General features: G+C 67.0%; 30 protein-coding genes. 11 read left to right on the top strand and 19 right to left on the bottom strand.

The window, feature by feature from the left end; translation table 11 throughout:
• Nucleotides 1-15: 15 nt before the first annotated feature.
• Both dusA and CSC94_RS21675 read left to right on the top strand, forming a co-directional pair.
• Nucleotides 16-1011 (top strand): tRNA dihydrouridine(20/20a) synthase DusA, encoded by a 996-nt coding sequence (gene dusA / locus CSC94_RS21680; protein WP_099308474.1) that lies wholly within the window; start codon nt 16-18, stop codon nt 1009-1011.
• Between the two features lie 71 nt (nt 1012-1082).
• Nucleotides 1083-1907 (top strand): sulfite exporter TauE/SafE family protein, encoded by an 825-nt coding sequence (locus tag CSC94_RS21675; protein WP_099308473.1) that lies wholly within the window; start codon nt 1083-1085, stop codon nt 1905-1907.
• Nucleotides 1908-1917: 10 nt separating this feature from the next.
• Here CSC94_RS21675 and CSC94_RS21670 read toward each other — a convergent pair whose 3' ends face one another.
• The gene (locus tag CSC94_RS21670; RefSeq protein WP_099308472.1) at nt 1918-2619 is read right to left on the bottom strand and encodes a TIGR02281 family clan AA aspartic protease; all 702 of its coding nucleotides are present in this window, start codon (nt 2617-2619) and stop codon (nt 1918-1920) included.
• A complete protein-coding gene (locus tag CSC94_RS21665) occupies nt 2616-2849 on the bottom strand; it encodes a DUF1289 domain-containing protein (RefSeq protein ID WP_099308471.1) in 234 nt (77 codons plus the stop codon). The genes CSC94_RS21670 and CSC94_RS21665 overlap by 4 nt, the downstream gene beginning before the upstream one ends.
• Before the next feature lie 188 nt (nt 2850-3037).
• Between CSC94_RS21665 and CSC94_RS21660 the strand changes: the two genes are divergently transcribed.
• Nucleotides 3038-4042, top strand: coding sequence for a nicotinate-nucleotide--dimethylbenzimidazole phosphoribosyltransferase (locus CSC94_RS21660; protein WP_099308470.1), 1005 nt, complete (start codon nt 3038-3040; stop codon nt 4040-4042).
• Nucleotides 4043-4047: 5 nt separating this feature from the next.
• Here CSC94_RS21660 and CSC94_RS21655 read toward each other — a convergent pair whose 3' ends face one another.
• On the bottom strand, nt 4048-5550 hold the full coding sequence (locus CSC94_RS21655; RefSeq protein WP_099308469.1) for a sensor histidine kinase: 1503 nt from the start codon (nt 5548-5550) through the stop codon (nt 4048-4050).
• A 69-nt stretch (nt 5551-5619) separates the two neighbouring features.
• On the opposite strand from CSC94_RS21655, the gene CSC94_RS21650 reads away from it, so the two are divergent.
• The 4 genes from CSC94_RS21650 (at nt 5620) to CSC94_RS21635 (ending at nt 8137) form a co-directional block, all read left to right on the top strand.
• On the top strand, nt 5620-6234 hold the full coding sequence (locus CSC94_RS21650) for a thermonuclease family protein (RefSeq protein ID WP_099308468.1): 615 nt from the start codon (nt 5620-5622) through the stop codon (nt 6232-6234).
• A 35-nt stretch (nt 6235-6269) separates the two neighbouring features.
• A complete protein-coding gene (locus tag CSC94_RS21645) occupies nt 6270-6881 on the top strand; it encodes a glutathione S-transferase (RefSeq protein ID WP_099308467.1) in 612 nt (203 codons plus the stop codon).
• A 37-nt stretch (nt 6882-6918) separates the two neighbouring features.
• Complete coding sequence (locus CSC94_RS21640; protein ID WP_342585970.1) at nt 6919-7530, top strand: uracil-DNA glycosylase family protein; 612 nt, start codon at nt 6919-6921, stop codon at nt 7528-7530.
• Nucleotides 7531-7663: 133 nt separating this feature from the next.
• Nucleotides 7664-8137: an Lrp/AsnC family transcriptional regulator gene (locus CSC94_RS21635; RefSeq protein WP_099308465.1), complete on the top strand. Its 474-nt coding sequence runs from the start codon at nt 7664-7666 to the stop codon at nt 8135-8137.
• A 9-nt stretch (nt 8138-8146) separates the two neighbouring features.
• On the opposite strand, the gene CSC94_RS24715 is transcribed toward CSC94_RS21635, so the two are convergent.
• The gene (locus tag CSC94_RS24715; protein WP_165784551.1) at nt 8147-9409 is read right to left on the bottom strand and encodes a c-type cytochrome; all 1263 of its coding nucleotides are present in this window, start codon (nt 9407-9409) and stop codon (nt 8147-8149) included.
• A gap of 4 nt (nt 9410-9413) precedes the next feature.
• Nucleotides 9414-11078 (bottom strand): PQQ-dependent dehydrogenase, methanol/ethanol family, encoded by a 1665-nt coding sequence (locus tag CSC94_RS21625; RefSeq protein WP_099308464.1) that lies wholly within the window; start codon nt 11076-11078, stop codon nt 9414-9416.
• Between the two features lie 207 nt (nt 11079-11285).
• On the opposite strand from CSC94_RS21625, the gene CSC94_RS21620 reads away from it, so the two are divergent.
• Nucleotides 11286-11747 (top strand): DUF302 domain-containing protein, encoded by a 462-nt coding sequence (locus CSC94_RS21620; protein ID WP_099308463.1) that lies wholly within the window; start codon nt 11286-11288, stop codon nt 11745-11747.
• Between the two features lie 162 nt (nt 11748-11909).
• Here the strand turns inward: CSC94_RS21620 and CSC94_RS21615 are convergent, their stop codons facing one another.
• From CSC94_RS21615 to CSC94_RS25195, 11 genes are all read right to left on the bottom strand, one after another.
• Nucleotides 11910-12638, bottom strand: coding sequence for a DNA alkylation repair protein (locus CSC94_RS21615; RefSeq protein WP_099308462.1), 729 nt, complete (start codon nt 12636-12638; stop codon nt 11910-11912).
• Nucleotides 12635-13417, bottom strand: a complete 783-nt coding sequence (locus CSC94_RS21610; RefSeq protein ID WP_099308461.1) for a TIGR01458 family HAD-type hydrolase — start codon at nt 13415-13417, stop codon at nt 12635-12637. The genes CSC94_RS21615 and CSC94_RS21610 overlap by 4 nt, the downstream gene beginning before the upstream one ends.
• A gap of 87 nt (nt 13418-13504) precedes the next feature.
• The gene (locus CSC94_RS21605; RefSeq protein WP_280950006.1) at nt 13505-14425 is read right to left on the bottom strand and encodes an NAD(P)-dependent oxidoreductase; all 921 of its coding nucleotides are present in this window, start codon (nt 14423-14425) and stop codon (nt 13505-13507) included.
• An 84-nt stretch (nt 14426-14509) separates the two neighbouring features.
• Nucleotides 14510-15235, bottom strand: a complete 726-nt coding sequence (locus CSC94_RS21600; protein WP_099308459.1) for a hypothetical protein — start codon at nt 15233-15235, stop codon at nt 14510-14512.
• 154 nt (nt 15236-15389) lie between these two features.
• Nucleotides 15390-16217, bottom strand: coding sequence for an ABC transporter permease (locus CSC94_RS21595; protein WP_099308458.1), 828 nt, complete (start codon nt 16215-16217; stop codon nt 15390-15392).
• On the bottom strand, nt 16214-16924 hold the full coding sequence (locus tag CSC94_RS21590) for an ABC transporter permease (RefSeq protein WP_099308457.1): 711 nt from the start codon (nt 16922-16924) through the stop codon (nt 16214-16216). Before CSC94_RS21590 ends, CSC94_RS21595 begins: the two co-directional genes overlap by 4 nt.
• A 79-nt stretch (nt 16925-17003) precedes the next feature.
• Complete coding sequence (locus tag CSC94_RS21585; protein ID WP_099308456.1) at nt 17004-17789, bottom strand: ABC transporter substrate-binding protein; 786 nt, start codon at nt 17787-17789, stop codon at nt 17004-17006.
• A 162-nt stretch (nt 17790-17951) separates the two neighbouring features.
• Nucleotides 17952-18461 carry a molybdopterin-guanine dinucleotide biosynthesis protein B gene (mobB, locus tag CSC94_RS21580; RefSeq protein ID WP_099308455.1) on the bottom strand — a complete coding sequence of 170 codons (510 nt, stop codon included), beginning with the start codon at nt 18459-18461 and terminating at the stop codon, nt 17952-17954.
• A 1-nt stretch (nt 18462) separates the two neighbouring features.
• Nucleotides 18463-19113 (bottom strand): molybdenum cofactor guanylyltransferase MobA, encoded by a 651-nt coding sequence (mobA, locus tag CSC94_RS21575; protein ID WP_099308454.1) that lies wholly within the window; start codon nt 19111-19113, stop codon nt 18463-18465.
• An 8-nt stretch (nt 19114-19121) separates the two neighbouring features.
• Nucleotides 19122-20327 carry a multidrug effflux MFS transporter gene (locus CSC94_RS21570; RefSeq protein ID WP_099308453.1) on the bottom strand — a complete coding sequence of 402 codons (1206 nt, stop codon included), beginning with the start codon at nt 20325-20327 and terminating at the stop codon, nt 19122-19124.
• A 126-nt stretch (nt 20328-20453) separates the two neighbouring features.
• Entirely contained in the window at nt 20454-20582 is a 129-nt protein-coding gene (locus CSC94_RS25195; RefSeq protein WP_280950005.1) for a hypothetical protein, read from the bottom strand.
• Between the two features lie 128 nt (nt 20583-20710).
• Between CSC94_RS25195 and CSC94_RS21565 the strand changes: the two genes are divergently transcribed.
• Nucleotides 20711-21658: a transcriptional regulator GcvA gene (locus CSC94_RS21565; RefSeq protein WP_099308452.1), complete on the top strand. Its 948-nt coding sequence runs from the start codon at nt 20711-20713 to the stop codon at nt 21656-21658.
• 9 nt (nt 21659-21667) lie between these two features.
• On the opposite strand, the gene CSC94_RS21560 is transcribed toward CSC94_RS21565, so the two are convergent.
• Both CSC94_RS21560 and moaA read right to left on the bottom strand, forming a co-directional pair.
• Nucleotides 21668-22588, bottom strand: a complete 921-nt coding sequence (locus CSC94_RS21560; protein ID WP_099308451.1) for a DMT family transporter — start codon at nt 22586-22588, stop codon at nt 21668-21670.
• A 149-nt stretch (nt 22589-22737) separates the two neighbouring features.
• Nucleotides 22738-23748: a GTP 3',8-cyclase MoaA gene (moaA, locus tag CSC94_RS21555; protein ID WP_099308521.1), complete on the bottom strand. Its 1011-nt coding sequence runs from the start codon at nt 23746-23748 to the stop codon at nt 22738-22740.
• 190 nt (nt 23749-23938) lie between these two features.
• Between moaA and CSC94_RS21550 the strand changes: the two genes are divergently transcribed.
• Together CSC94_RS21550 and CSC94_RS21545 are read left to right on the top strand one after the other, a co-directional pair.
• Entirely contained in the window at nt 23939-24298 is a 360-nt protein-coding gene (locus tag CSC94_RS21550) for a gamma-butyrobetaine hydroxylase family protein (RefSeq protein ID WP_099308450.1), read from the top strand.
• Between the two features lie 63 nt (nt 24299-24361).
• On the top strand, nt 24362-24973 hold the full coding sequence (locus tag CSC94_RS21545) for a pyridoxamine 5'-phosphate oxidase family protein (protein WP_099308449.1): 612 nt from the start codon (nt 24362-24364) through the stop codon (nt 24971-24973).
• 54 nt (nt 24974-25027) lie between these two features.
• On the opposite strand, the gene CSC94_RS21540 is transcribed toward CSC94_RS21545, so the two are convergent.
• A complete protein-coding gene (locus tag CSC94_RS21540) occupies nt 25028-25441 on the bottom strand; it encodes a universal stress protein (RefSeq protein WP_099308448.1) in 414 nt (137 codons plus the stop codon).
• Nucleotides 25442-25465 lie beyond the last annotated feature (24 nt).

The raw sequence follows: 25465 nt of genomic DNA, 5'->3' as shown, positions 1-25465 counted from the left end.
GTTAAAGGAAAATGCTTGCAATATCAACAACATAGATTTGCGGTTGCCCCGATGATGGACTGGACGGACCGGCATTGCCGCTTCTTTCACCGGCTGCTGACGAAGCGGGCCCTGCTCTACACCGAAATGGTGGTTGCCGATGCCGCCATCCACGGGCCGCGCGAGCGGCTGCTCGGGTTCGACAAGAGCGAACATCCGGTCGCGCTGCAACTGGGCGGGTCGGAGTCCGGCAAACTGGCCGAGGCGGCGCGCATCTGCGCGGACTTCGGCTACGACGAGATCAACCTGAATGTCGGTTGCCCGTCCGACCGGGTGCAGTCCGGCACGTTCGGCGCCTGCCTGATGCTGCAGCCGGAGACGGTCGCGCGGTCGGTGGCGGCGATGAAGGCCGCCGTGCGGATCCCGGTCACGGTCAAGTGCCGGATCGGCGTGGATGACCAGGATCCGGAAGTGGCACTCGACCGGCTGGCCGACATGGTGCACGCGGCAGGGGCCGATGCACTTTGGGTCCATGCCCGCAAGGCGTGGCTGCAAGGCCTGAGCCCGAAGGAGAACCGGGATATTCCGCCGCTGGACTACGACCGGGTCTACCGGTTGAAGGCGCGCTATGGCGACTGGTTCGTCGGCATCAACGGCGGCATCGCGACGCTCGACGAAGCCAGGGGGCATCTCGACCATGTGGACGGCGCGATGCTGGGACGTGCTGCCTACCAGCAGCCCGATCTCCTCTGGGGTGTTGATGCCCTGCTGGAAGGGCGCGAGGCGGATGCGCCGGACTATCCCGGAATGATCGATGCCATGGCTGACTATTGCGCGGCGCACCTGGCGGCCGGCGGCCGGATGTCGCATGTCACGCGGCACATGGTCGGCCTTTTCCATGGCATGGCCGGGTCCCGCCGCTGGCGGCAGATCCTGTCCACCGAGGCGGTGAAGCCCGGGGCCGGGCCGGAGGTGCTCAGGGCCGCCTTTGCCGCGGTCGACTGGCGGGGCGCCGGGCTGCCGGCCGCCTGAGCTTTACTTGGCGGGCGGAAACGGCTAGCGGACCTGCAACACATTTCCTTTCCGGCCGACGAGGGGGCCTCATGGTCGATCTGCCTTTGTCCGAAATCCTGTCCTTCGCGGTCGCGGCGCTGGCGGTGGGCGGCATTGCCGGCGTGCTTGCGGGGGTTTTCGGAATCGGTGGCGGCGCCGTCATGGTTCCGGTGTTCTACCAGGCGCTCGGCGCCCTCGGCGTGGACGACAGCGTGCGCATGCACATCGCGGTCGGGACGTCGCTCGCCATCATCGTGCCGACGTCGCTGCGCTCTTTCCAGGCTCATTTCCGGCGCAACGCGGTCGACATGGCGCTGCTGAAGAGCTTTCTCGTTCCCATCCCGGCCGGCGTGGTGCTGGCCTCGCTGGTGGCCGCGGGGATTTCCAGCGCGGGATTGCGCGCCATCTTCGCCTGCATCGCCATCCTGGTCGGTCTGCGCCTGATCCTGAACCGGGAGAACTGGCGCCTCGGCTCGCAGATCCCCGGCAACCCGGTGCGGGCCATCATCGGCCTCATCCTGGGCTTCCTGTCGACGCTGATGGGCATTGGCGGCGGTGTGCTGAACAACACGTTCATGACCGTCTTCGGCCGGCCGATGCACCAGGCCGTGGCGACCTCGTCGGGGGTCGGCGTGCTGATCTCGGTTCCGGGCATGCTCGGCTACATCTGGGCCGGCTGGGGCGACCCGAACCTGCCGGTCGGATCGACCGGGTTCGTGAACTGGATTGCCGTGGCGATGATCATCCCGGTGACGATGCTGGCGGCGCCGCTCGGCGTCCGCGTCGCCCATGCGGTAAGCAAGCGCCAGCTCGAAATCGCGTTCGGCATCTTCATGCTGATCGTCGCAGCCCGGTTCTTCTACAGCCTCGCCTGAGCTGCGCCGTTCAGTCGTGCAGAACGAGACGGTCCTGGCGGATGTCGAGGCCGCCGAGCGTGTTGAGGAAATTCATGCCGAGCAGGCTCTGTCCCAGTTGTCCGTCGGCCGCCACCAGCACCGGCAGCGACTGACGGCGAATGGAGCCGATGTCCAGCGTGTCGATGCGCGCCCGCGCGGCGCGCGCCGTGCCGTTGGCGGTCTGGATCGGGATCGTGTAGGCCAGCGCCGCGACATCGATACCGACGGAAGCCGCGTCGCTTTCGGTCAGGACCGTGCTGGTCGCGCCGGTGTCGACGAGGAACCGGACCGGCCTGCCGTTGACCTCGGCATCGACCTCGAAATGGCCCGTGTCCGACCGAATGACCATGATCGCGTTGCCGTTGCCGCCGGACAGCGCAATCGGGCTGCCCGGCAGGAGCCCGCCGCTGATGGCGCTTGCCACGTCCTGCAATTCGAACCGGTACTGGTAGCCCGCGACGAGCGCCAGCGCGATCAGCAGCCAGACCGCAACATTGCGTGCGGCATGGCCGAGGCGGAAGCTCGAACCGACCGCGGCAGCGCCAATCACGGTGCCCAGCAGCCCGAGGTAGACGAGGCGGGCGAAGCGGTCATTGTCGAGACCGAAGACCGTGGCGTTTTCGCCTGATACCAGGAGCCAGACCAGCGTCGCGATGATGATGCCGATGAAAACCCAGACGAAGCGGCTCATGACAGACTGGAGCGCTCCCGGGCCATCCGTGCCCGGCGGGTCTCGCGTCGGGGCTTCCGTTCCACGGTTTCCAGCCGCGCGGGCAGATCGGCCATGACGGCATCGCGATCGGTATCCGACATGAAGATCCAGTTCGAGATCTCCGTCATCGTGCGTCCGCAACCGAAGCAGTAGCCGGTTTTGCGGTCGATCGAGCAGACGAGGATGCAAGGGGACTGGATGCTGTTCATCACTGGTGCTTTCGGGCCTGTGCGAGACTGCGTGACGACCCTTCCGGTCAGTCGCGCCATGCCTCATTCATAATGATGGATTCGAGGGGCACGTTTTTCAAGGCGGCGACGGAGGTCGTATTTTGCGCGTCGGGAAAAATGCTCTATGTGCAAGTGCGAAATCCGCTGTCCCTGGAGCACCGACCCTCATGGCCAACACCACGCCCTTCGACGATTTCCGCGCCCTGATCGGCAACCTGCCAAATCCTGATAAGCAGGCGCTGGCGGAAGCCGGCGAAGCGCGCAAGGCGCTGCTGGCGGGCGAGGGACTGGGACGGATCGGCACGATCGCGCAATGGTATTCCGGATGGCGGGGAAACGCGCGCCAGCCGGTGATGAAGCCCCTGACCGCGATCTTTGCCGGCAACCACGGCTTCGTCGCCGCGAACCGCGGTCCCTGGTCGCTGGCCGAAACCCAGCGGCGGGTCGACCTGTGCGCGGCCGGCGGCGGCATGGTCAACCAGGTCTGCGAAGCCCAGAACATCAGCCTCAAGATCCTCGATCTTGCCCTGGAGCATCCTACCGGGGACATCACGGTCGAGGCCGCGCTCGACGAACGCCAGTGCGCCGCGACGATGGCCTTCGGCATGGAAGCGATCATGGGCGGCGTCGACCTGCTGGCGCTCGGCGACATCGGCGCCGGCAATGGTGCGGTGGCCGGTGCCCTGATGGCCTGCGCGTTCGGCGGCAAGCCTGCCGACTGGGCGGGCGATCCGGCGACGCCGGAAGGCCAGGCGCGCCGCGCCGTCATCGAGGCGGCCTTCGCCACGCATGGCGATGCCCTGGCCGACCCGCTGGAGGCGTTGCGCCGTGTCGGCGGGCGGGAGTTTGCCGCCATGGCCGGGGCGATCCTCGCGGCTCGCATGGAACGTGTTCCGGTGGTGCTTGGCGGCATTGCGCCGCTGGCCGCGGCCGCCGTGTTGTGGAAGGTCAACCCGCTGGCGACCGGCCATTGCGTGCTGGCCGACCTGTCCGGCGAACCGGGCGAGGCAGACGCCGCGCGTCGGCTCGGGCTGAAGCCGCTGCTCGACTTCGGCATCGGTCTCGGAGAGGGCGCTTCGGCTGCACTTGGTGCCGGCCTGGTACGCACGGCACTGGCCTGCCAGACCGGCATGGCCGCGAAAAAGAATGCGGCTGCCGTACCGACCCACTGACCGGATCAGGCGCTCTCCCTGTCCTGGTTCATCTCCGGCTGGACGCGCTTGGCCGGGAAGGTGGCGATGACCTCGGTCCCGACGCGCAGCTTGGATTTCAGATCGAAACGGCCGCCGTGCATCTGCATGATCGCCTGGACGATGGGCAATCCGAGGCCCGTGCCCTGTTCGGCGCTCTTGATGGCGATGGAGCCCTGGCCGAAGGCGGACAGGACGACCGGGATTTCCTCTTCCGGAATGCCGGGCCCGTTGTCGATGATCGCCATGTACTGGCCGCCGCTGCGGGTCCATCCGGCCCGGATGACGATCTCGCCGGCCTGCGGCGTGAACTTGACCGCGTTCGAGAGGAGGTTGAGCGCGACCTGGCGGACCGACCGTTCGTCGGCCATGACGAAGGGCAGGCCGGAATGATACTGCTTCGCGATGCGGATGTCCTTGGCGCGGATCTTCATGTCCAGCATGTGCACGCAGTCGTCGAGGATCTCCACCAGCGCGACCGGTTCCTCGTTGATCTGGTACCGTCCGGCCTCGATGCGCGACAGATCCAGGATCTCGTTGATGAGGTCGAGCAGGTGCTTGCCCGAGCCGTGGATGTCGCGCGCATATTCCTTGTAGGTCTCGTTGCGCAGCGGCCCCAGCATCTCGCCGGCCATGACCTCCGAGAAGCCGAGGATGGCGTTGAGCGGCGTGCGCAGTTCGTGGCTCATCGAGGCGAGGAAGCGGGACTTGGCGAGGTTGGCTTCCTCGGCGCGGCGGCGGGCCTCGTCGGAGATCGCGTTGGCGGTTTCAAGCTCCGCGATCAGCGCATCGTTCTCGGAGCGGAACGACAGGGTCATGACCGCCGTGCGGTGCAGGTGCCGCGAGATATAGGCGAAGAACGGCAGGGCGGCGATCAGCATCACGCCCATGGACATGCGCACCGGGTCGAAGTCGAGAATGCTCATGTAGGCATTGAGTGCGACCGGCGCGGCAAAAGAGGCGATCAGCGCCCCGTTGAGCGCCCAGGCGATCACCGCCGTCGCGGCGATGGCCAGCAGGAGCAGGACGGCCCGCATGATGGCCGCCTGGTCGGGGCCGCAGGTCTCGCAGGGCAGAAAGACGAAACCGGCCCAGCCCAGCCCGGCGATCGCGTGGGCAAAGAGGAAACGGCGCGTCACCACGGGCACGTCGATGCGGTCCTCCGGCGTCGCGCGCACCTTCCGGGCGGTCAGGATCACGCCGCCGTAGAGCAGGATCGCCATCAGGCCCCAGATCACCATCTGCAGGCCGATGTTGAGGGCCAGCCCGGCGACCGTGACGATGCCGATGAGGATGGGGAAGGAAAAGCTGCTCGCCAGCACGGAATTGGCGTGCATCTTCAGCAGCGCACGGTCGAAGTTGACGTTGCCGGGACGCGTGGCGAGCTTTTCCCGGGTCGAACGCACGGCCCTGGCCACCTCGGAGTTGCGATGGGCCTTGCGCTTGTCGAGGACGTTCTTGTCAGCAATGTCGGAAAATGCGACGGACATGACCTCGGCCGGTTTGGGGAAAAGCAGACTTGCTCCGGGAAATTATGCGCAAATGGTTAACGGACCCTAATGAAAAGGCGCAGGTCCCGGCATCGGGAGACGAAATCGCGGCGCCTTCGCGACATCCTGCTGGCGTTCGCGCTGCTCGGCCTGCTGGCGCTGGTGGTCGCCGGCCGCGAGCGCGCCGCGCGGCTCGACATCCAGGGCCGTCCGGCGATCGTGGATGGCGATACGCTGCGGTTTTCCGGCGAGCGGGTGCGGCTGCTTGGCATCGATGCGCCGGAGCGCGACCAGACCTGCGAAAGGGACGGGCGCCCGTATGCCTGCGGACAGGAGGCCAGCGCCGCCCTGGCGCGGATCGCGGGCAGCGCGCCGGTTCATTGCAGCGGCTGGGAGCGCGACCGCTATCGCCGCCTGCTCGCGACCTGCCGGGCAGGCGGTCAGGACCTCTCCCGGGCCATGGTCGCGGCCGGCTGGGCCGTCGCCTACGGTGACTACCGGCACGAGGAGGCTGCCGCCCGGGAGGCCCGCCAAGGCCTGTGGGCGGGAACCTTCACGCGACCGCAGGAGTGGCGGCGGCTTCATGGCCACCACGGGGAGCGCCGGCACGATGCCATCGGCACTTTCGTCAACTGGCTCCGGCAAATCCTGTTTGACCGCGGGCAGGGTGCCGGGCAAGAATGATGAATCATAACAATCGGCTTTCCCGGAGGATTGACATGAAGCTTTACGACGGCGGCAAGGCGCCCAACCCGCGCCGCGTGCGCATTTTCCTGTCTGAAAAGGGCGTCGACGTGCCGCTCGAGCCGGTCGACATGGGCGCGCTCGGCCACAAGTCCGACGCGGTGACGAAGCGCAACCCGCTGCAGCGGCTGCCGGTGCTGGAACTGGGCGACGGAACGGCGATCTCGGAATCGGTGGCGATCTGCCGCTACTTCGAGGCGCTCTACCCGGAGCCCAACCTGATGGGCAAGACGCCGCTGGACATCGCCATCATCGAGATGTGGGAGCGGCGCTGCGAGCATCATTTCCTGGCGCCGGTCGCCCAGGCCTTCCGGCACACCCACCCGGCAATGGCGACCTGGGAAGTGCCGCAGGTGGCGGAATGGGGCGAGGCCAACAAGCCGAAGGCGCTCAACTTCATCCGCCTGCTCGACAGCGAACTGGCCGGCCGCGAGTTCATCGCCGGCGACCGGTACTCGATCGCGGACATCACGGCGACGGTGGCCACCGATTTCATGAAACCGGCACGCATCACCATCCCCGACGACGTGCCGAATTTCTCGCGCTGGTACGAGGCGATGAAGGCGCGCCCAAGCTACGGCGCCTGACGCCGTGGCCGATCGGCGGCCGGACAGCCCGGCGGACGTGGCAGCGCGCATCCGCGCCTGCCGCATCTGCCTGGAACGGCCTGCGGGCAGGCCGCTCCCGCACGAGCCGCGCCCGGTGGTCGTGGAATCCGCCACGGCGCGGCTGCTGATCGCGGGGCAGGCCCCGGGCACGCGGGTCCATGCCAGCGGCATACCGTTCAACGATCCCTCCGGCGACCGGTTGCGCGACTGGATGGGGATCGGGCGGGACACGTTCTACGATCCCGCGCGCGTTGCCATCGCGCCGATGGGGTTCTGCTTTCCCGGTCTCGATGCCAAGGGCGGTGACCTGCCGCCGCGCAAGGAATGCGCCCCGGCCTGGCGCTCGGCCCTGATCGGGTCGATGGACCAGGTCGACCTGGTGCTGGCCATCGGGCTCTACGCGCAGAAATGGCACCTGGGAGACCTGCGGAAGGCCACGCTGACCGAGACGGTTGCCGACTGGCAGCGCATTCTCGACGCGACCCGGAACCGCCCGGGCGGGCCGGCGGTGCTGGCGATGCCGCATCCCTCCTGGCGCAACACCGCATGGCTCAAGCGAAACCCGTGGTTCGAGCGGGACCTGCTGCCGGTGCTGCGGTCGGAGGTGCGCCGCCTGGTGATCGGCTGACCGGGAAGTGCTGTCTGCCGCCATCGCGGTTGGTTGCCATGTAATTCTATAGATCGTGGAAAACTTGGAACAGGGTTGCTTGAAGGTGCGTTGTTTTAGGCGCATTGAGGAGTGAATTTCCAAGGAGTCTCCCATGGATCGTCTCGACAGAAAGATCCTGCGTCTTCTGCAAGAAGACGCCACGCTGGCCGTTGCCGACATTGCCAAGAAGGTCGGTCTGTCGACGACGCCGTGCTGGCGGCGGATCCAGAAACTGGAAGAAGACGGGGTGATCCGCAAGCGTGTCGCCATCCTGGAGCCGCAGAAGATCAACGCACGCGTCACTGTTTTCGTCTCGATTCGCACCAATTCCCATTCCAACGAATGGCTGCGGCGCTTTTCCGAAGTCATCGCCGAATTCCCGGAGGTCGTGGAATTCTACAGGATGAGCGGAGACGTGGATTACTTGCTGCGCGTCGTCGTGCCGGACATCGCCGCCTACGATGCCTTCTACAAGCGCCTGATCGCCAAGATCGAGATCCGCGACGTGTCGTCATCCTTCGCGATGGAGCAGATCAAGTACACGACGGAACTGCCGCTCGACTACCTGGTGCTCGACAAGGACTGACCGTTCCCGTCAGCGCATGGAGAAGAGGTCGCTGGTCGTCAGTGCGCGGGCAACGACCGGGTCGCGCGGCGGTGACCAGGTGACGCCCGTGTCCTCGGCCATCTTCTCGACCGTGCCGTCGTCAAGGAGCGCCTTCAGCGCGGCATCGAGCCGTGCGCCCAGCGCGCGGGCCGATTCCCGGTAGGCAATGCCCATGTTGAAGCCGATGGGGTGGCGGTAGTCCGTCAAGCGCAACTTCGTGATGCGGTTCTGGACCTTGTGATTGTCAAAGGCGCCGGTATCGATCAGCGTGGCGTCGAACCGGCCTTCTTCCATGCGCCAGAGAAATTGCGGGCCGGGCGGCAGCATGATGGAATTCGCCTTGATGTCGGACGGCAATTGCGTGGTCAGGATGACGCCGCCGAGCGTGCCCTGCTGGACGCCAACGGTGAGGCCGGCCAGGTCGGAGAGCTTACCGATGGTGCGGTTTGCGGCCTTCGGACCGACGACGATGCCCAGTTCGGCGCGGCGATAGGGGCGGGTGGCCGCAACCGGCACGAGGTCCACCTGCATGGCCTGCGTCCAGAACTGGGGCATGGTGCTCCAGCGTGGCGGCGCGGCACGGTCGGCGGGCGGAGCGCCGATGTTGGATTCGTAGAGCGGATGGTCGGGGACGATGTCGCAGACCGGCTTGGAGAGCAGGGCATAGGTTTCGCGAACGGGATCGGACTCTTCCTCCGGTTCGCTCTCGTACCAGACGACCTCAAGCGTCAGCCCCAGCCTGGCGGCAAGGGCTTCCGACAGAACGTAGTCCAGTCCCGCGCCACCCTGGTAGCGGCGGCGCGAAAGCGCCCCCCCATTGGACGGAAGGCAGGCTGTGAGCCTGCCTTCCTCTATCGTTTCCAGGGATGCCTTCTTGTCGCTCCCTGGCTGTCCGTCCTGGCCTAGTGTGCCCTCCGGCGGCGGTTCCTTGCCGCCCCGGGTGACCACGTAGAGCCAGAGGTTCTCCAGTTCGTCGGGCAGGAGGATGTCGCCCCAGGCGGGCATGTTGCCCTTGCCCTTGGTGACCGAGTGGACGAACCGGTCCTTCTGGTCCTGCGGGAACTTGCGCAGGTCGAAGGACGAATTGCCCGGATTGACCATGTTGATGCCGTGGCAGTGGGAGCAGAACTGCTTGTACAGCGATGCCCCCTTCGACACGTCCGGTATGGCCGTTCCATCGGCCGCTGCAAGCACGGCAACCGGCGCTGCAAGCAGCGCCAGAAGCCAGATTGCCCAAGCAAGTCGCTTCATCGGGTCATTCACCCATCAGCTTGAAGGTCCAGATGGAGCCGCCGGCGGGGATGTTTGCCAGCCGTTCGTCGCCGGAGAAGAGCGCGTAGACGGCGCCCACGCCGGATGCGACGGTGACATACTGCTGGCCATCCATCTCCCAGGTGACGGGCTGGCCGACGATGCCGGAGCCGGTCTGGAACTGCCAGAGCCTGTCGCCGGTCTCGGAGTTGAAGGCCTCGAATTCGCCGGTCATCTGCCCGGTGAAGACAAGCCCGCCGCCGGTGGACAGGACACCCGCGAGGCGCGGGATGGCCGTACCGTTCTTCCACTTGGTGGCGCCCGTCATCGGGTCGATGGCGCGCAGGTAGCCGCGGTCACCCTCCGGCCAGGCCCAGGAGAAATCCGCGCCGAAGTAGAACACGCCGGCACGATACTGCGGCTCGACCGCCTTGTAGTTCATGCCGATGTTGAGCGTGTTGGCAAAGGCGGTCTTCATGTCCGGATTGTAGGACATCGGCGACCAGTTCTTGCCGCCGAAGGCCGACGGCCAGTACTCGACCTGCTTGCCGGAACGGGCGTCCGCGGCCAGCTGCGTCTGGACCGGCTTGCCGGTTTCGAGGTCGATCTTCTCGGCCCAGTCCACCCGGTCGACGAACTTGTTGGCGGCGAGCAGTTTCCCGTTGGTCCGGTCGATGACGTAGAAGAAGCCGTTGCGGTTGGCCTGCATCACGACCTTCTTGCCGTCCATGTCGGCCATGACCAGCTCGTTGGTGCCGTCGTAGTCGAACGGATCGTTGGGCGTGAACTGGTAGTGCCACTTGATCTCGCCGGTCTTCGGGTTCAGCGCCAGCATGGAGCCGGTGTAGAGGTTGTCGCCCGGGCGGACGCTGGCGTTCCACGGGCCGGCATTGCCGACGCCCCAGTAGACCGTGTCCAGTTCCGGGTCGAAGGTGCCGGTCAGCCAGGCGGGGCCGCCGCCGTTCTTCCAGGCATCGCTGTCCTTGGGCCAGGTTTCCGAACCGGGCTGGCCGGGCTCCGGAATGGTGTAGGTGCGCCACAGGCGCTCGCCGTTTTCCGGATTGTAGCCCTCGATGTAGCCGCGGACGCCATACTCGCCACCGGACACGCCGACGATCAGCACGCCGTCGGCGATCAGCGGGGCGACCGTCATGGAGTAGCCGGTCTTGAAGTCGATGGAATTGGTCTTCCACACTTCCTTGCCGGTGGCCGCGTCCAGCGCCACGACGTTGGCATCCAGCGTGGTGCGGAAGAGCTTGCCCTCGTAGAGCGCCGCACCGCGGTTGACGATGCCGCAGCAGGCCACGCGCGGCGTTTCGGCGGGGTATTCCACCATCGTCTTCCAGATCTGCTTGCCGGTGTGGGCGTCGATCGCGGCGGTGGAATTGTGGGTCGTGACATACATCACGCCGTCCTTCACCAGCGGGAAGGTCTCCTGACCGCGGGAATCGTTCAGCGAGTAGTTCCAGACCGGGACGAGGCGCTTCACGGTGTCGCGGTTGATCTGGTCGAGCGGGGAGAAGCGCTGCTGGCCCTGGCCCATGCCGTAGGTGAGGATGTCGCCCGGCGTCGAGGCGTCCATCTTGAGATCTTCAGCCGATTGCGCGAAGGCGCCGGTGCAAAGGACAACGGAAAGAGCGGCACTTGCCGCCAGTGCTTTGAAGTCCATGATTTCCTCCCTCGGGTCTGGACCTATGAAATATAGTGCACTTCTTGGAGTGCTTGAGCAGTATTATTCATCGGATTCGACCTTCGTTCAATGCGCGTGGCCAAAATTGTACGAAAGTCCAAGATGATCCGGCGAGGTGACTTGACCTGACCGGTTTTACATTCATATTTTCATATGTTTCTAATTCTTTCCGCAGGGAGGTCTGCCATGAGAAAGCTTGCCGTTTCCGCCGTCATCCCCATGCTGGCGGTTCTTGCCGGGCCGGCGCTGGCAGCCGGTGACGACGTCTTCACGATGACGACCGACAACGCGTTTGCCGACACGGCGCAGGCGGTCCAGGACGCCATCGTCAACCGCGGCTTCAAGATCGATTACCATGGCTTCATCGGCGACATGCTGAAGCGCACGGCCGGGGACGTCGGCGCCACCAAGGCGCTGTACAAGGACGCGGAGTTCTTCACCTTCTGCTCGGCGGTGGTCTCGCGCAAGGTCATGGAACAGGATATCGGCGACATCGCCTACTGCCCCTACGTGGTGTTCATCTACGAGACGGCCGACAATCCCGGAAAGGTGGTCGTCGGCCATCGCAAACTCCCGGAGGGTGCCGGCCGCGACCCGGTGAACACGCTGCTCAACGAGATCACCAAGGAAGCCGCCGAAGGGTTCTGAGCGGGTCGTGGCTTCTCGGGCCGCCCCATTGCGCCCCTGGCCGGGACCAGCGCCACGGTGAGAGCATAGGGCCGTTCGGACGGGACGGGGACAAGGCGGCCGATAAGGCAGCGGAACGGAGCGATCCGTCCCGGGTCGTTCGCATGAAGGCTCAGGCGCCGGTCATGCGGGCTTCCCGGGCTTGACGCGTTTCGCCGCGCGGGTTCCGAGGCGCTTCAGCGTCTTCTCGGCGGTCAGTTCCCGGACCGCGTCCTTGCCGATCCAGCGCGCGGTCGCGTCCGCGCTTGCCGCCAGGCGTTCGGCCAGGGCCAGTGCCGGGGCATGGCAGGCCAGCGACCGCTTGCCGATCTGCCGCAGCGCCCAGTTGACGGCCTTGCGGACGAAATTGCGCCCGTCCGTGGCATGTGCCTCGACCAGCGGCAGCCACGCGATGAAGGTGGCGTCCGGCTCCTTCTTGCGATGGACGCAGGCCCAGACGAGGGTCGCAAAGCCGGCGCGGCGGACGAACTCGCGGTCGTCGGCAGCAAAGCCGGCTACCAGATCGGGCCAGACCTCCGTCCCGGCGAAGAGCGCGGTCGCACTGTCGACGATCTCCCAGCTGTCGAAGCCGGCCGCCCAGTGCCATGCCTCGTCGGGTGTCAGCTTGTCCTTCTCGCCCGTGAAGGCGGCCAGCAGGCGCGCCTCGCGCCAGCCGGACTCCCAGAGTTCCAGGGCGCGGGCATGATCGCGGCCGATCTGGCGGGCAAGCGGACGCAGCACCGCGTTCGGGACGCCGAAGGCCCGGTCGGTGCGGATGCCGTAGCGGGCCATGCCGGCCTTGTTCTCCGGGTTTGCCAGCGAAGCCAGGTCGGCGATGATCTCGGCGGCGGTCGACGACCGCGCAAGCGTCATGACGCGGCCGCGCCGCTGCGGGCGAGGATCCAGTCGGCCGCAGCTGCCAGATCGCCGGCGACATGGCTCGGCCGCGGCTCGAAGCGGGTCTCGTCGCCGGGGCGGAACTTGCCGGTACGTACCAGCACTGCCTGGCCCAGCCCGGCCGCAAGCGCACCGGCGACATCGTTCTCCGCGTCGTCGCCAACCATGACCGCGTCACCGGGCGCGCAGTCCATGTCATCGAGGGCAAGGGCGAAGAACTCGGGCGATGGCTTGCCGAGCACGATGGCCTGCCTGCCGGCGGCGAATTCCAGCGCCTTCACGAAGGGGCCGGCATCGAGGCTCAACTTCCCGTCCGAATCGCGGAAGACCCGGTTCGGGGCGAGGGCCAGGAAGGCCGCGCCGGCCTCGATTTCGCGGAAGGCCCGGTTGAGCGCATCGTAGGTGAAGGCGGTTCCGGCATCGCCGACGATGACCGCCGGTGCCCTGTCGCCCGGCAGGCCGTCGAATTCCTCGGCGAGGTCCGGGTGGACGAGCAGGCGCGGCGAGCAGGCATTGGACGCCAGCCAGCCCCGCGCGGCGACGGCCGGCGTGAGCAGCTCCGCGTCGCTCACGTCGAGCCCGAGGCGATGCAGCCTGCCAAGGATGGCGTAGAGCGGCTGGCGGGTGGTGTTGGAGATGAAACGCACCGCAAGGCCGGCGCCGCGCAAGCGGGCGACGGCCTCCGAAGCCCCGGCAATGACGTGGTCCCCTTCGTAGACCACGCCGGCGAGATCGAGCAATACGCCTTTGATCATGGACGGCAAGTCTGGCCAAAGGCGGCGCCCGCGTCAAACCCTTTGCGCCGTCGCGAGCGGATCAACGCGGCAGGGCAGCGGCAGGCGCTACTTGTCCAGCCGGGCCAGCAGGCTGGAGGTATCCCAGCGGCCGCCGCCCATGTTCTGCACGTCCTTGTAGAACTGGTCGACCAGGGCCGTGACGGGCAGGGAGGCGCCATTGGCATTGCCTTCCTCCAGCACGATGCCAAGGTCCTTGCGCATCCAGTCGACGGCAAAGCCGAAGTCGTACTTGCCCTGGTTCATGGTCTTGTGGCGGTTTTCCATCTGCCAGGAACCGGCCGCGCCCTTGGAAATGACGTCGATGACATTCTCGACGTCCAGCCCGGCCTTCTTGGCGAAGTTCACGCCTTCGGCCAGTCCCTGGACGAGGCCGGCGATGCAGATCTGGTTGACCATCTTGGTCAGCTGGCCGGCACCGGCCGGTCCCATCAGGCCCACCATGCGGGCAAAGGCGTCGATCACGGGCCGGGCGCGGGCGAAGGTTTCCTCGTCGCCGCCGCACATGACGGTCAGCACGCCGTTCTCCGCCCCGGCCTGGCCGCCGGACACGGGCGCATCGATGAATCCGAAGCCGCCATCCGCGGCAGCAGCGGCGAGTTCGCGGGCCACGTGGGCGGAGGCGGTGGTGTTGTCGATGAAGACCGCGCCGGGCTTCATCGCGGAGAAGGCACCGTTCCCGCCGATGGTCACGGAGCGCAGGTCATCGTCATTGCCGACACAGGCGAACACGAAATCGCAGTCCCTGGCGGCGTCGGCCGGGGTCGGCGCATGGGCGCCGCCAAACTCGGCCACCCATTTCTCGGCCTTCGCGGCGGTGCGATTGTAGACGGTGACATCATGCCCGCCCTTGGTCTTCAGGTGGCCGGCCATGGGGTAGCCCATGACGCCGAGGCCGATGAATGCGACTTTTGCCATTTCGCGTTTCCTCTTTGCGTTTGCCTGTTTGTTAGCGCGCGGGCGCGGCAGAGGGAAGGGCGGCAGGCGCGCGGAATTGCCGCCCGGCCGCGAAAGCCGGCGTCAAATGCCTGCGGAGCGGTTCGGCCCGGCGCATCACGGCGGGGCGTCCGGCCGTCTTTCGCCCAGGCGCCAGTGCGCCAGCGACTGGCACGCCTTCAGGATGAGATCGGCCTCGTTGCGGGCCCGTTCGCGGTGACCGGGCGGGCGGCCCGGACGAAGGGGGCCGAGCGGCAGCGGATTGGCTGCCGTGCCGGGCAAGCGACCTGCCTTCGCCTTTTTCTCCACCGCCCTGTCGCGCTGCCTCATGAGGCGTTGAAGCCGCCTGGCCTGCACCGGCAGGGTTTCCAGCGCGTGCTGCAGGGCGGCGATCCGGCGCCGCAGAGGCGCGGCCCCGGCTTCGGGCCGGGCTTGCAGACAGGCCGTCGCCGGGTGGAGGCCGGGCGGTGTGTCCATCCCGGGCATCCAGAGGCGCGGAACCCCGCCCGATCCCCGTCTTTCGCGATGAGCGGTCAGGGACCAAGGCTGATCGAACAGGGGAAACACCGGCGGCCGGTCGCTCGAACCGGCGTGGAGGCGGGAAAAATCCGGCAAGGGCCGGCCCGGCTTGAGTGCGCTCCGGTTCCGTTGCTTCAGCCCCGCCGCGACGATGACGATCAGCCGCCGCGCAGCCGATTCGGCCGGGCGAAGGATACGCAGGATGGCAAGCACGACGAGACGCGGAAGGACGTTGCCGCCTGCCTGTGCCGCCATGGCCCGGAGCGATGCGACAACCGCCAGCAGCGCATCGCGGTTTCGCCTGATTGCCGGTTCCCAGTCCATGCCCGCTCCCGAATGGTCAGGCGGGCATTGTGGCGGACGGCCAAACCGGCGTGGATCGAATTGTCCGGACTGGCGGAAAACCGCGAGCCTTTCACCGGATGCCTTTTCGCAATTGCGGACGCGAAACCGGCTTCCACTTTCGCTGGACTTGCTTCTAGCGCTTCAGGTGGCGGGTCAGGCGCTTCTCGATCAGGTCCCAGATGTTGCGGAGGGTCTCGACGATCAGCAGGTAGATGACGGCGGCCCAGAGATAGGTCTGGAAATCGAAGGTGCGCGAATAGGCCCGGCGCGTCTCGCCCATCAGGTCGTAGACGGTGATGATGGCGACGATGGCCGATCCCTTGATCATCAGGATGATCTCGTTGCCATAGGGCCGCAGCGCGACGATGAGGGCCTGGGGCAGGATGATGCGCAGGAAAGTGTACCAGCGCCGGATGCCGAGCGCGTCGGCGCCCTCCCACTGGCCCTTCGGCACGCTCTGGATGGCGCCGCGCAGGATCTCGGCCTGGTAGGCGGCGGTGTTCAGCGTGAAGGCGAAGAAGGCGCAGTTCCAGGCATCGCGGAAGAAGCCCCAGAGCCCGATGGCCTTCAGTTCGGCGGAGAACTGGCCGATGCCGTAGTAGACGAGGAAGGCCTGGGCGAGCAGCGGCGTGCCGCGGAAGAAGTAGACGTAGGCGTAGGCGATGCCGTTGACGACCGGGTTGCGCGACAGGCGCGCCAGCGCGACGGGAACCGAAAGCAGGGCGCCGGCGAGCAGCGACAGGCCGACCAGCACGATGGTGGTCTTGAGGCCGGACCAGTAGCGCGGGCCGTATTTCTGGACGAGGTCGATGTTCCAGGCGTTGTAGAGGTAGATGACGAAGCCGAGACCGGCCAGCGCCCAGAAGGCAACGAGCAGCCAGCCGATGATGCGCGTGCGCGTCCAGGGTTTCGGCGGGGCGGGCGGGCGTTCCACGCGGGTGGTGTCGGCGGCCATGCTCATCGGGCGTTCCCCCGCGCCGCGCGGCGCTCGATGGCCGAGATGCCGATGGACGAGATCATGGCCAGCACCAGATAGAGCAGGCAAGCGATGCCGTAGAACAGGAAGGCTTCCTTCGAGACGCGGGCGGCGATGCCGGTCTGGCGCAGGATATCGGACAGGCCGACGACGGAGACCAGCGCCGTGTCCTTCAACAGCACCAGCCAGAGGTTGGCGAGCCCCGGCAGGGCGATGCGGATGAGCTGCGGCAGGACGACGAGCCGCATCGTCTGGCCCGACGACAGGCCGACCGCGAAGCCGCCTTCATACTGGCCCTGGGGAATGCCGCGGAAGGCGGACAGGAAGACTTCCGACGCGTAGGAGGAGAAGACGACGCCGAGCGCGAACATGCCGGCGGCAAAGGAATTGACCTCGATGCCCTCGCTGAAGCCGATTGCCTTCAGGGCCTGGGTGAGGCCGATCTGCACGCCGAAATAGACCAGGAACAGCGTGAGGAGTTCCGGCAGGCCGCGGAAGATCGTGGTGTAGATGTTCGCCGCCAGGCGCAGGCTCGGCTCGCGGGACTGCTTGGCCAGCGCGATGAAGAAGCCGAGCAGCATGCCGAACGGCAGCGTGGCCAGCGCGAGCGCGACCGTGACCACGACGCCGGAAGCGATCTCGTCGGCCCATCCCTGGTCGCCCCAGGACAGCAATATGGCGACTTTGTCCATGCTCAGCCGGCCCCCTCAGGGACCATGGCAGTCCGGCTGGCCTGCCATGGTCGGTTTCCAGACGGCGAATGCCTGCCGGTCAGCCGCCGTAGGCGTCGAAGTCGAAGTACTTGTCGTTGATTTCCTTGTACTTCCCGTTGGCGCGAATGGCGTCGATGGCCTTGTTGAACTTCTCGGCCAGTTCCGTTTCGCCCTTGCGCACCGCGATGCCGGCGCCTTCGCCGTGGATCTTGGGATCCGGCTTGATCGTGCCGACGACCTTGCAGCAGGCGCCTTCCGGCGTCGCCAGGAATTCCTTGAGCACGATGATGTCGTCATTGACGGCATCGAGACGGCCGTTGACCAGGTCGAGCTTGTACTCGTCGGCGGTCGGATAGAGCTTGACGTCGGAATCGGTGTAGGTCGCCTCGGCATAGTTGGAGTGCGTGGTCGACCCCTGCACGCCGATCACCTTGCCGGCGAGATCTTCCTTGGTCACACCCTTGATGTCGGTGTCCTTGGGCGCGACGATGGCCGGCGGCGTGTTGTAGTACTTGTTGGTGAAGTCGACCTTTTCCTTGCGCTCGTCGGTGATCGACATGGAGGCGATGATGGCGTCGAACTTGCCGGCCTGGAGGGCGGGAATGATGCCGTCCCAGTCCTGGGTGACGAATTCGCAGTCGGCCTTCATCTCGTCGCAGAGCGCCTTGGCGATATCGACGTCGAAGCCGGTCAGCGTGCCGTCGGCTTCCAGGTTGTTGAAGGGCGGGTAGGCCCCTTCGGTTCCGATCTTCAGCTTCATCCTGTCTTCGGCATGGGCCGCGCCCATGGCGAGGGCGATGGCAGCCGTGGCGAGACCGAGTTTGAAACGGGTGGAAAAGGACATGCTTGAACCTCTCTGGCGGTTGTCTTTTGCGGCAGCCGGGAGGCCGCCTGTGCCGCGCCCTTCAGTGGGCGCGTTGACCCTGATAGTGAGCCGGTTTGGCGGCCAAATGCAACCGCGTTTTTTGAACGGCCGGTCAAGAAGCGCGGCGCCGCCCGGCTTCCCTCAGGGAAGGCGCAACCCGGTCCTCTCGAGGATGAAACCTGCGATAGCGGCGATGTCGTCGGAATGGAAACGGGGCAGGGCCGTTTCGACGGCGTGATCGGCGACCACCGCGACGACGCCGGGCACGGTGCCCTCGAGCCGGCGCGGGTCCGGCTGGTCTGCGCGGCGGGTCTCGATCTTGTCGTGCGGCGCGCCCTTGTAGCCCTCCACCAGCACGAGGTCGCAGGCGGGCAGGGCGGCGAGGACCTCGTCGAGCATCGGCTCGCTGGCGCCACGGCGCATTCCGTCCAGCATCCACCCGCCGGGCCAGACCAGTGCCGAGGCGGCGGCCCCGGCGGCCCGGTGGCGCGCGCTGTCGGTGCCGGGGCCGCCGGCCATGGCCGCATGGTGGCTGTGCTTGACGGCGGCGACGCGCAGGCCGCGCGCGGCGAAATCGGCGATCAGGCGCGTGGTGAGCGTGGTCTTGCCCGCGTTCTTCCAGCCGGCGATGCCGAAAACCGGTGGCGCCATGTCATTCACCCGCCGCGATCTGCCGTTCCGCCCGGCGCAGGTCGTCCGGCGTGTTGACATTGGCGAAGGGGTCCTGGCCGCCGGGTCCGGCAAAGTCGACGGTCCGGTGCGGGCACCCGCCGAGGAAGGCCATGACGCTGCGGTTGTCCGGGTCGGCGAGAAAGGCGGCCAGCCGGTCCCGCACGGTGACGGGCCAGAGGCCGACGACGGGATGGGTCCGCCCCTGCGACGACGCGATCGCCGCCACGTCCGCTTCGCCTGCCGCGGACAGGCGGGCCAGGAGATCGCGCGGCAGGAAGGGCGTGTCGGCGGGGACGGTCAGCAGGCGGGTCGGCGCGGGACGCAGGGCGGCGCACCAGTCCAGCCCGGCGAGGATCCCCGCCAGCGGGCCGGGGTGGCCGGCCATGGTGTCCGGGATGACGGGCAGGGCGAAGGCGGCAAAGCGGGACGGGTCGCCGTTGGCGTTGATGGCGAGCGGCCGGGCCTGCGTGCCGATCCGGTCGAGGACATGCGCCAGCATGGGGCGGCCGGCGAGCATGGCGAGCGCCTTGTCGCCACCGCCCATGCGCCGGGAGAGGCCGCCGGCGAGGACGAGACCGGCGGGCAAAGGCGCTGGCGGCGGCGTTTCCTGTTCGGGACGGTCTCCGCTCATCGCGCGTCTCAGGCGGGATGGCGCGCCAGGTGCCAGGCGCGCCAGGCAAGGAAAAACGCGATGAGGGCGAAGGCGGCCAGCGTCGCGCTGAAACCCCAAATGCCGCTGCCGTCGCCGGCCATGATCCCCGCGAGAACCGAGGCGAGGGCGCCGAAACCAACCTGGATCGCGCCCATCAGGCCGGATGCCGCGCCGGCGGCTTCGGGGCGCACGGACACGGCGGCCGCAGTGGCGTTGGGAATGGTCATGCCGTTGCCGATGCCGATCAGGATCGTCGGGCCGAAAAGGGCGACCGGCAGGCGCAGGTCGAGCCAGCCGAGCAGGGCAAAGGGAAGCAGGGCGCCGACCAGGGAAATCAACGCGCCGAAAAGCAGCATGCGGGCGACGCCGATGCGGCGGGAATGGCGCCCGGAGATGAAGTTGCCGATCATGTAGCCGACGGCCGTCGCGGCGAACCAGAGGCCGTAACTGGTCGGCGTCATGGCGAGGTGATGGCTGGCAATGACCGGGCCGCCGCCGAGAAACCCGTAGAAGATGCAGGCGGCCAGGGCGCCGGAACCCGCGAAATACCAGTAGGGCTCGGAGGAGAGCAGGCTGCCGTAGCTCTCGAACTGGCGCGACAGCGGCTGGCCGCGGGTCGAGTTGGTTTCCGGCAGGCGCGCCATGACGACGAGCGTGGCCAGCGTGCCCAGCACGGCGAGAAAGAGGAAGCTGGCGCGCCAGCCGTAGAGGTCATCGAGGAGGCCGCCGATCGCCGGGCCGACCATCGGCGCGACCGCCATGCCCATGGTGACATAGCCGATCATGGAGGCGGCCATGTCGCGGTCGTAGAGGTCGCGGACGATGGCACGCGACAGGACCATGCCGGTGGCCGAGGCCGCCTGGATGATGCGGCCGGCGAGGAAGACCGTCGCGTTGTCGGCCAGCAGCGTCATGGCGCTGCCGAGAACGAAGAGCAGGAAGCCGCCGATGATCATCGGCCGGCGGCCGAACAGGTCGGAGAGCGGACCGGCGACGAGGGTGATCGCCGCGGTCATGGCGAGGTAGAGCGACAGGCCGAGCTGGATCGTCGCGTAGGGAACCCCGAATTCCTTCGCCATGCCGGGCATGGACGGGATGAAGATGTTGATGGCGAGCGGGCTGACCGCCGCGCAGAGCACGAGAATGATGATGTGCGGCGCCGGGGCCGGGGCGGGTTCTGCAAGCGACGTCATGGGTTTCGCTTTAACTCACTTGAAGAGAACCGTCACGCCAAAATCGTTTCCGCAGCCCGTCAACAAAAGCCGCCCGGATCGGGGCGACCCGGGCGGCAATGCTGGTTGAGCGGACAGGGACCGGCTTCAGCGCCGGCCGAAGACCCGGTCGAGGGCGTGGGCAAAGGCCCTGGTCTGCTCGCGCCGGGCTTCGCGGGTGTAATATTCAACGGCATTCGGGCCGATCAGCCGGTTCGTCATCGGATTGTAGAGCATTGCGGTTCTCCTGCGGGGCAATGGCTTGGGAGGCCAGCGTGCGAACACACCGTGAAAACTAGGTGATTGCCGGGTTGGCGGCAAACGGGTAATCTGCCTCAATCGGATCAGGAAATTTGAAGTGAACCATGGCCTATCGCCTGCCGCCCCTGAATGCGTTGCGTGCCTTTGAGGCGGCATCGCGCCACATGAGCTTCCAGAAGGCGGCGGAAGAACTGCACGTCACGCCGTCGGCGCTGTCCTACCAGATCCGGCAGCTGGAGGATTACCTGCAGACGCCGCTGTTCCTGCGGCTCAACCGGGCGGTGGAACTGACGGAGCACGGCGAACGTGTCGCGCCGGGCATCTCCGATGCGTTCGAACGGCTGCATTCGACCATGGCGCGGCTGCGTCCCGAAACGCCGCCCAACGTGCTGACCGTCTCCACCGGACCTGCGACGGCGTCGAAGTGGCTGTCGCCGCGCATTCACCGCTTCATCGAGATCTGGCCGGACATCGAGCTGCGGATTTCGGCCGGGCTCAAGCTGACCGACCTTCGCACCGAGGAAGTGGACGTGACGATCCGTTTCGGCGGCGGCAACTATCCCGGGCTTCACGTCGAGCCGCTGACCGACGAAGCGGTTCTGCCGCTCATCTCGCCGCGGCTGCTGGAACAGATCGGCGGCATGTCGTCGCCGGACGATCTGGGCAAGGTGACGCTTCTGCACGACGATTCGGCCGGATTCCTGCCGGGCAGCGTCGGGTGGGGCGACTGGCTCAAGCGGATGCGGGTCTACAACGTCGACAGCACGCGCGGCCCGCGCTTCTCCCATGCCGACCATGCGCTTGAAGCGGCCATCGACGGCGCCGGCGTGGTGCTGGGACGGCTGTTCCTGGCGCAGCGCGACATCGCTTCGGGGCGGCTGGTCGCCCCCTTCGACCTGATGATGAAGGCGCAGGCGAGCTTCTATTTCTGCTGCCTGCCGGAAACGCTCGACGCGCCGAAGGTCAAGGCGTTCCACGACTTCGTCTTCGCCGAGATCGAGGCGGACCGGACCGCGCTGGAGGCCTTCCGCAATTCCAAGCGCTTTGCCTGAAGCCGTGTCTCAGAGGCCGCGCGCGCCGGCGCGCGCGGTGCTGGTGGCAACGATGTTCGTTGCATCCTTGCGCTTGCGCTCGCGGTAGATCGTGAAGATCCCGGACCCGATGATCAGGAGCGCGCCGACGGCGGTCGGGACGTCCGGAATTTCACCGAAGACCATGTAGCCGAACAGCGCCGCCCAGACGAGCGCGGTGTAGCGGAAGGGCGCCGACGAGGACAGGTCGCCGGTGCGCATGGCAAGGGTCAGCGCCTGGTAGCCGATGAGGACGAAGACGGCTGCCGCCACGAGAATGCCCAGCGTGGCCGGCGTCATCGCCTGCCAGCCGCCCATCGGGAACATCAGCACGCCGCCGGTGACCATGACCGAGACCGCGGTGAAGGCCGAGACCTGGAGCGACGGGATATTGGCGGGGATGGCACGGGTGGCCAGGTCGCGGACCGTGCAGAAGAAGACGGTGCCGAGCACCAGCGCGGACCAGACAGAGAAGGCGCCGAACCCCGGGCGCAGGATGATCAGCACGCCGACGAAGCCGACGATGATCGCGCTCCAGCGGCGCCAGCCGACCGGTTCGCGGAAGACGATCGCCGCGCCCATGGTGATGGCGAGCGGCAGGGCCTGGAGCAGGGATGCGACCGAGACCAGCGGCGCGTTGGCGAGCGCGATGAGATAGGTGACGGTTGCCAGCACGTCGCCGGCGGTGCGCAGCACGGCCATGGGATGGGACAGCCGCCGCCAGGGCGCGGCCGGCGCGTTGCGGCGGGCAAGCCAGACGAGCATGGCGGACGCGAAGAAGCCGCGCACCAGCATGACCTGGCCCATGTTGACCGATTGGGATGCCAGCTTGGTGCACATGTCGTTGACCAGGAAGGCGGCCATCGACAGGGTCATCAGCAGGGCGGCGCGGGCATTGGGCGTGAGCGGCACCGGGTTTGTCCGACATGGCGCTGCCATGACCCCGAGGGGCGCACCACGCGATCCCCTGCCGTCCGGTCAGCCTGAACGCTCCGGTACACCCGTTGCGCCGGCTTGAAAAGCGCAGAAAACTGATGCGTCGGAACGGCGTGGCTGATGGATCAGCCGCCGGTCACGCTCATGTGGCGCGAGACGGCCGGACGGCTCGTCGTCCGGTCGATCACGAAGTCGTGGCCCTTCGGCTTGCGGCCGATGGCCTCGTCAATGGCGGCAGACAGCAGCTCGTTGCCTTCCGAGGCGCGCAGCGGGGCACGCAGGTCAGCGGCATCGTCCTGGCCGAGGCACATGTAGAGCGTTCCGGTGCAGGTGATGCGCACGCGGTTGCAGCTTTCGCAGAAATTGTGCGTCATCGGCGTGATGAAGCCCAGCTTTCCGCCGGTCTCCTTCACCTCGACATAGCGGGCCGGACCGCCGGTGCGGAAGGGGATGTCGGTCAGCGTGAACTGCTCTTCCAATTCGCCACGCAACTTCGACAGCGGCAGGTACTGGTCGGTGCGGTCCTCGCTGATCTCGCCCATCGGCATGGTCTCGATCAGGGTCACGTCCATGCCGCGGCCATGGGCCCAGCGCAGCATGTCGGGGATCTCGCGGTCGTTGAAGCCCTTCAGCGCCACGGCATTGAGCTTGATCTTCAACCCGGCGCGCTCGGCGGCCTCGATGCCTTCCATCACCTTGCCGAGATCGCCCCAGCGGGTGATCTGGCGGAACTTGTCGCGATCCAGCGTGTCAACCGAGACATTGATGCGCTTCACGCCGCAATCGGCCAGTTCATCGGCGAAGCGGGCGAGCTGCGAGCCGTTGGTCGTCAGCGTCAGCTCGTCCAGGGCGCCCGTGCCGAGGTGGCGGGAGAGCTGGCGGATCAGGTGCATGATGTTCTTGCGCACCAGCGGTTCGCCGCCGGTCAGGCGCAGCTTGCGCACGCCCTTGTCGATGAAGGCCGTGCACAGCCGGTCCAGTTCCTCCAGCGAGAGCAGGTCCTTCTTGGGCAGGAAGGTCATGTCCTCGGCCATGCAATAGGTGCAGCGGAAATCGCAACGGTCGGTAACCGAGACGCGCAGATAGGTGACGGCGCGGCCGAACGGGTCGATCATCTGGGTGTCGTTGGCGGACATGGTCTTCCTTCCCTCCGGCTCACCGCCGCGTTTCCGCGCGGGCAGGCAGCCGCATATGTTCTTTCCCCGCATTTTGTCCACCCGGGGCGGGTTTTCAAGGGCGAGGGAGCGACAGGGCCTTGTTCTTTCGCGCAAAGCGCCTCACTTCTGGGCGCAGATTTTCCGCCGAACAGGCAGACAGGGGGCCGCCATGGATGCACCGAGCGAGATCCGGTTGTCAAAGGACAAGCGCACGCTGACCGTGACATTCGACGACGCGGCCTACGCGTTCAGCGCCGAAATGATGCGGGTCATGTCGCCGAGCGCGGAGGTCCAGGGGCATTCGCCGTCCGAGCGCAAGCTGGTTTCCGGCAAGCGTGATGTCGGAATCATGGCCATCGTACCGGTGGGCAACTACGCCATCCGCGTGGCCTTCGACGACATGCACGACACGGGCATCTTCACCTGGGCGTGGTTCCGGGAGCACGGACGCGCCATGGACGAGAAATGGCAGGCCTACCTGGACGAACTGGCGCAGAAGGGCCTCTCGCGCGACCCGGCGCGACGGTAGACGGATGCCTCCCGGCGGCTTAGCCTTTCCTGAAACGATCCGTCCGCCGAGGGAGACCATCGCATGAGCATCATCACGTCGCTGGAAGAGCTGCAGGCGCTTTACGGCGAGCCGGGCCTTGCCTCCACGGCTAAGGTTCTCGACCACGTCAACGAGGCCTACGGCGCGTTCATCAAGGCGTCGCCCTTCGCGTTGCTGGCAACGGCGGGCGAGGGCGGGCTGGACTGCTCGCCGCGCGGCGACCGGCCCGGCTTCGTGACCATCGAGAACCCGCGCACGCTGCTGATGCCGGACCGGCAGGGCAACAACCGCGTCGATTCGCTCGCCAACATCGTGACCGACGGGCGCGTCGGTCTGCTGTTCCTCGTGCCCGGGTCCGACACGACGCTCCGGGTCAACGGGCGGGCGGAGGTGTCGGTCGCCAGGGCGCTGACCGCGCGTTTCGCCGTGGACGGCAAGGTGCCGCGCAGCGTTCTCGTCATCCACGTGGCCGAGGTCTATTTCCAGTGTGCCCGGGCGCTGATGCGTTCGAACCTGTGGGCCGACGAGGCGCGGGTGGATCCGTCGAGCCTGCCGACGGCGGGCGAGATGCTGGCGGCGGCCAGCAACGGCGCCGCCGGCGGTGCCGGTTATGACGCGGCCTGGCCGGAGCGGGCAAAGTCCTCGATGTGGTAGGCGCGCGCCCCGCCGCAGCACAGGCGCGGGGCGGGCCCTGCGCGATTCCGCCGGCTAGCGGACGACCATGACAGAAACGCTGGCATGGGTCGCCAGCCAGCCGGCATTGGACGTGAAGAAGTGATCGGCGACGCCGGGCACATGCGAGGCCATGACGACGAGATCGGCGCCGGACTGGCGGATCGCTTCGAGCAGGGCGTCGTCGAGGTCGCGGGCCGGGTCGTGGCTGGTCATGGCAATCGCCGTCGATTCGATGCCGGTGCGGGCAGCCTGTCCGGCCACGAAATCCGACAGCTTCTGTTTGAACTCTTCCGGATTGTGCGCGACGGCGCCCGGCGTGCCCGCGGTCACGCCGCAGTAGACGAGCGTGGCGTTTTCCATCCGGGCCAGTCTTGCCGCGGTTTCCAGTGACTTCTCGAGCTTGTCCGCGTGCGCTAGGTCCACCGGGACGAGAATTTTCGAGTACATCCGTGCCTCCCTCTCCGTATTTCA

Source organism: Zhengella mangrovi (assembly GCF_002727065.1).
Lineage (GTDB): Bacteria > Pseudomonadota > Alphaproteobacteria > Rhizobiales > Rhizobiaceae > Zhengella > Zhengella mangrovi.
The sequence above is the reverse complement of the archived record's forward strand: the minus strand, read 5'-3'. Positions and strand labels throughout refer to the sequence as shown.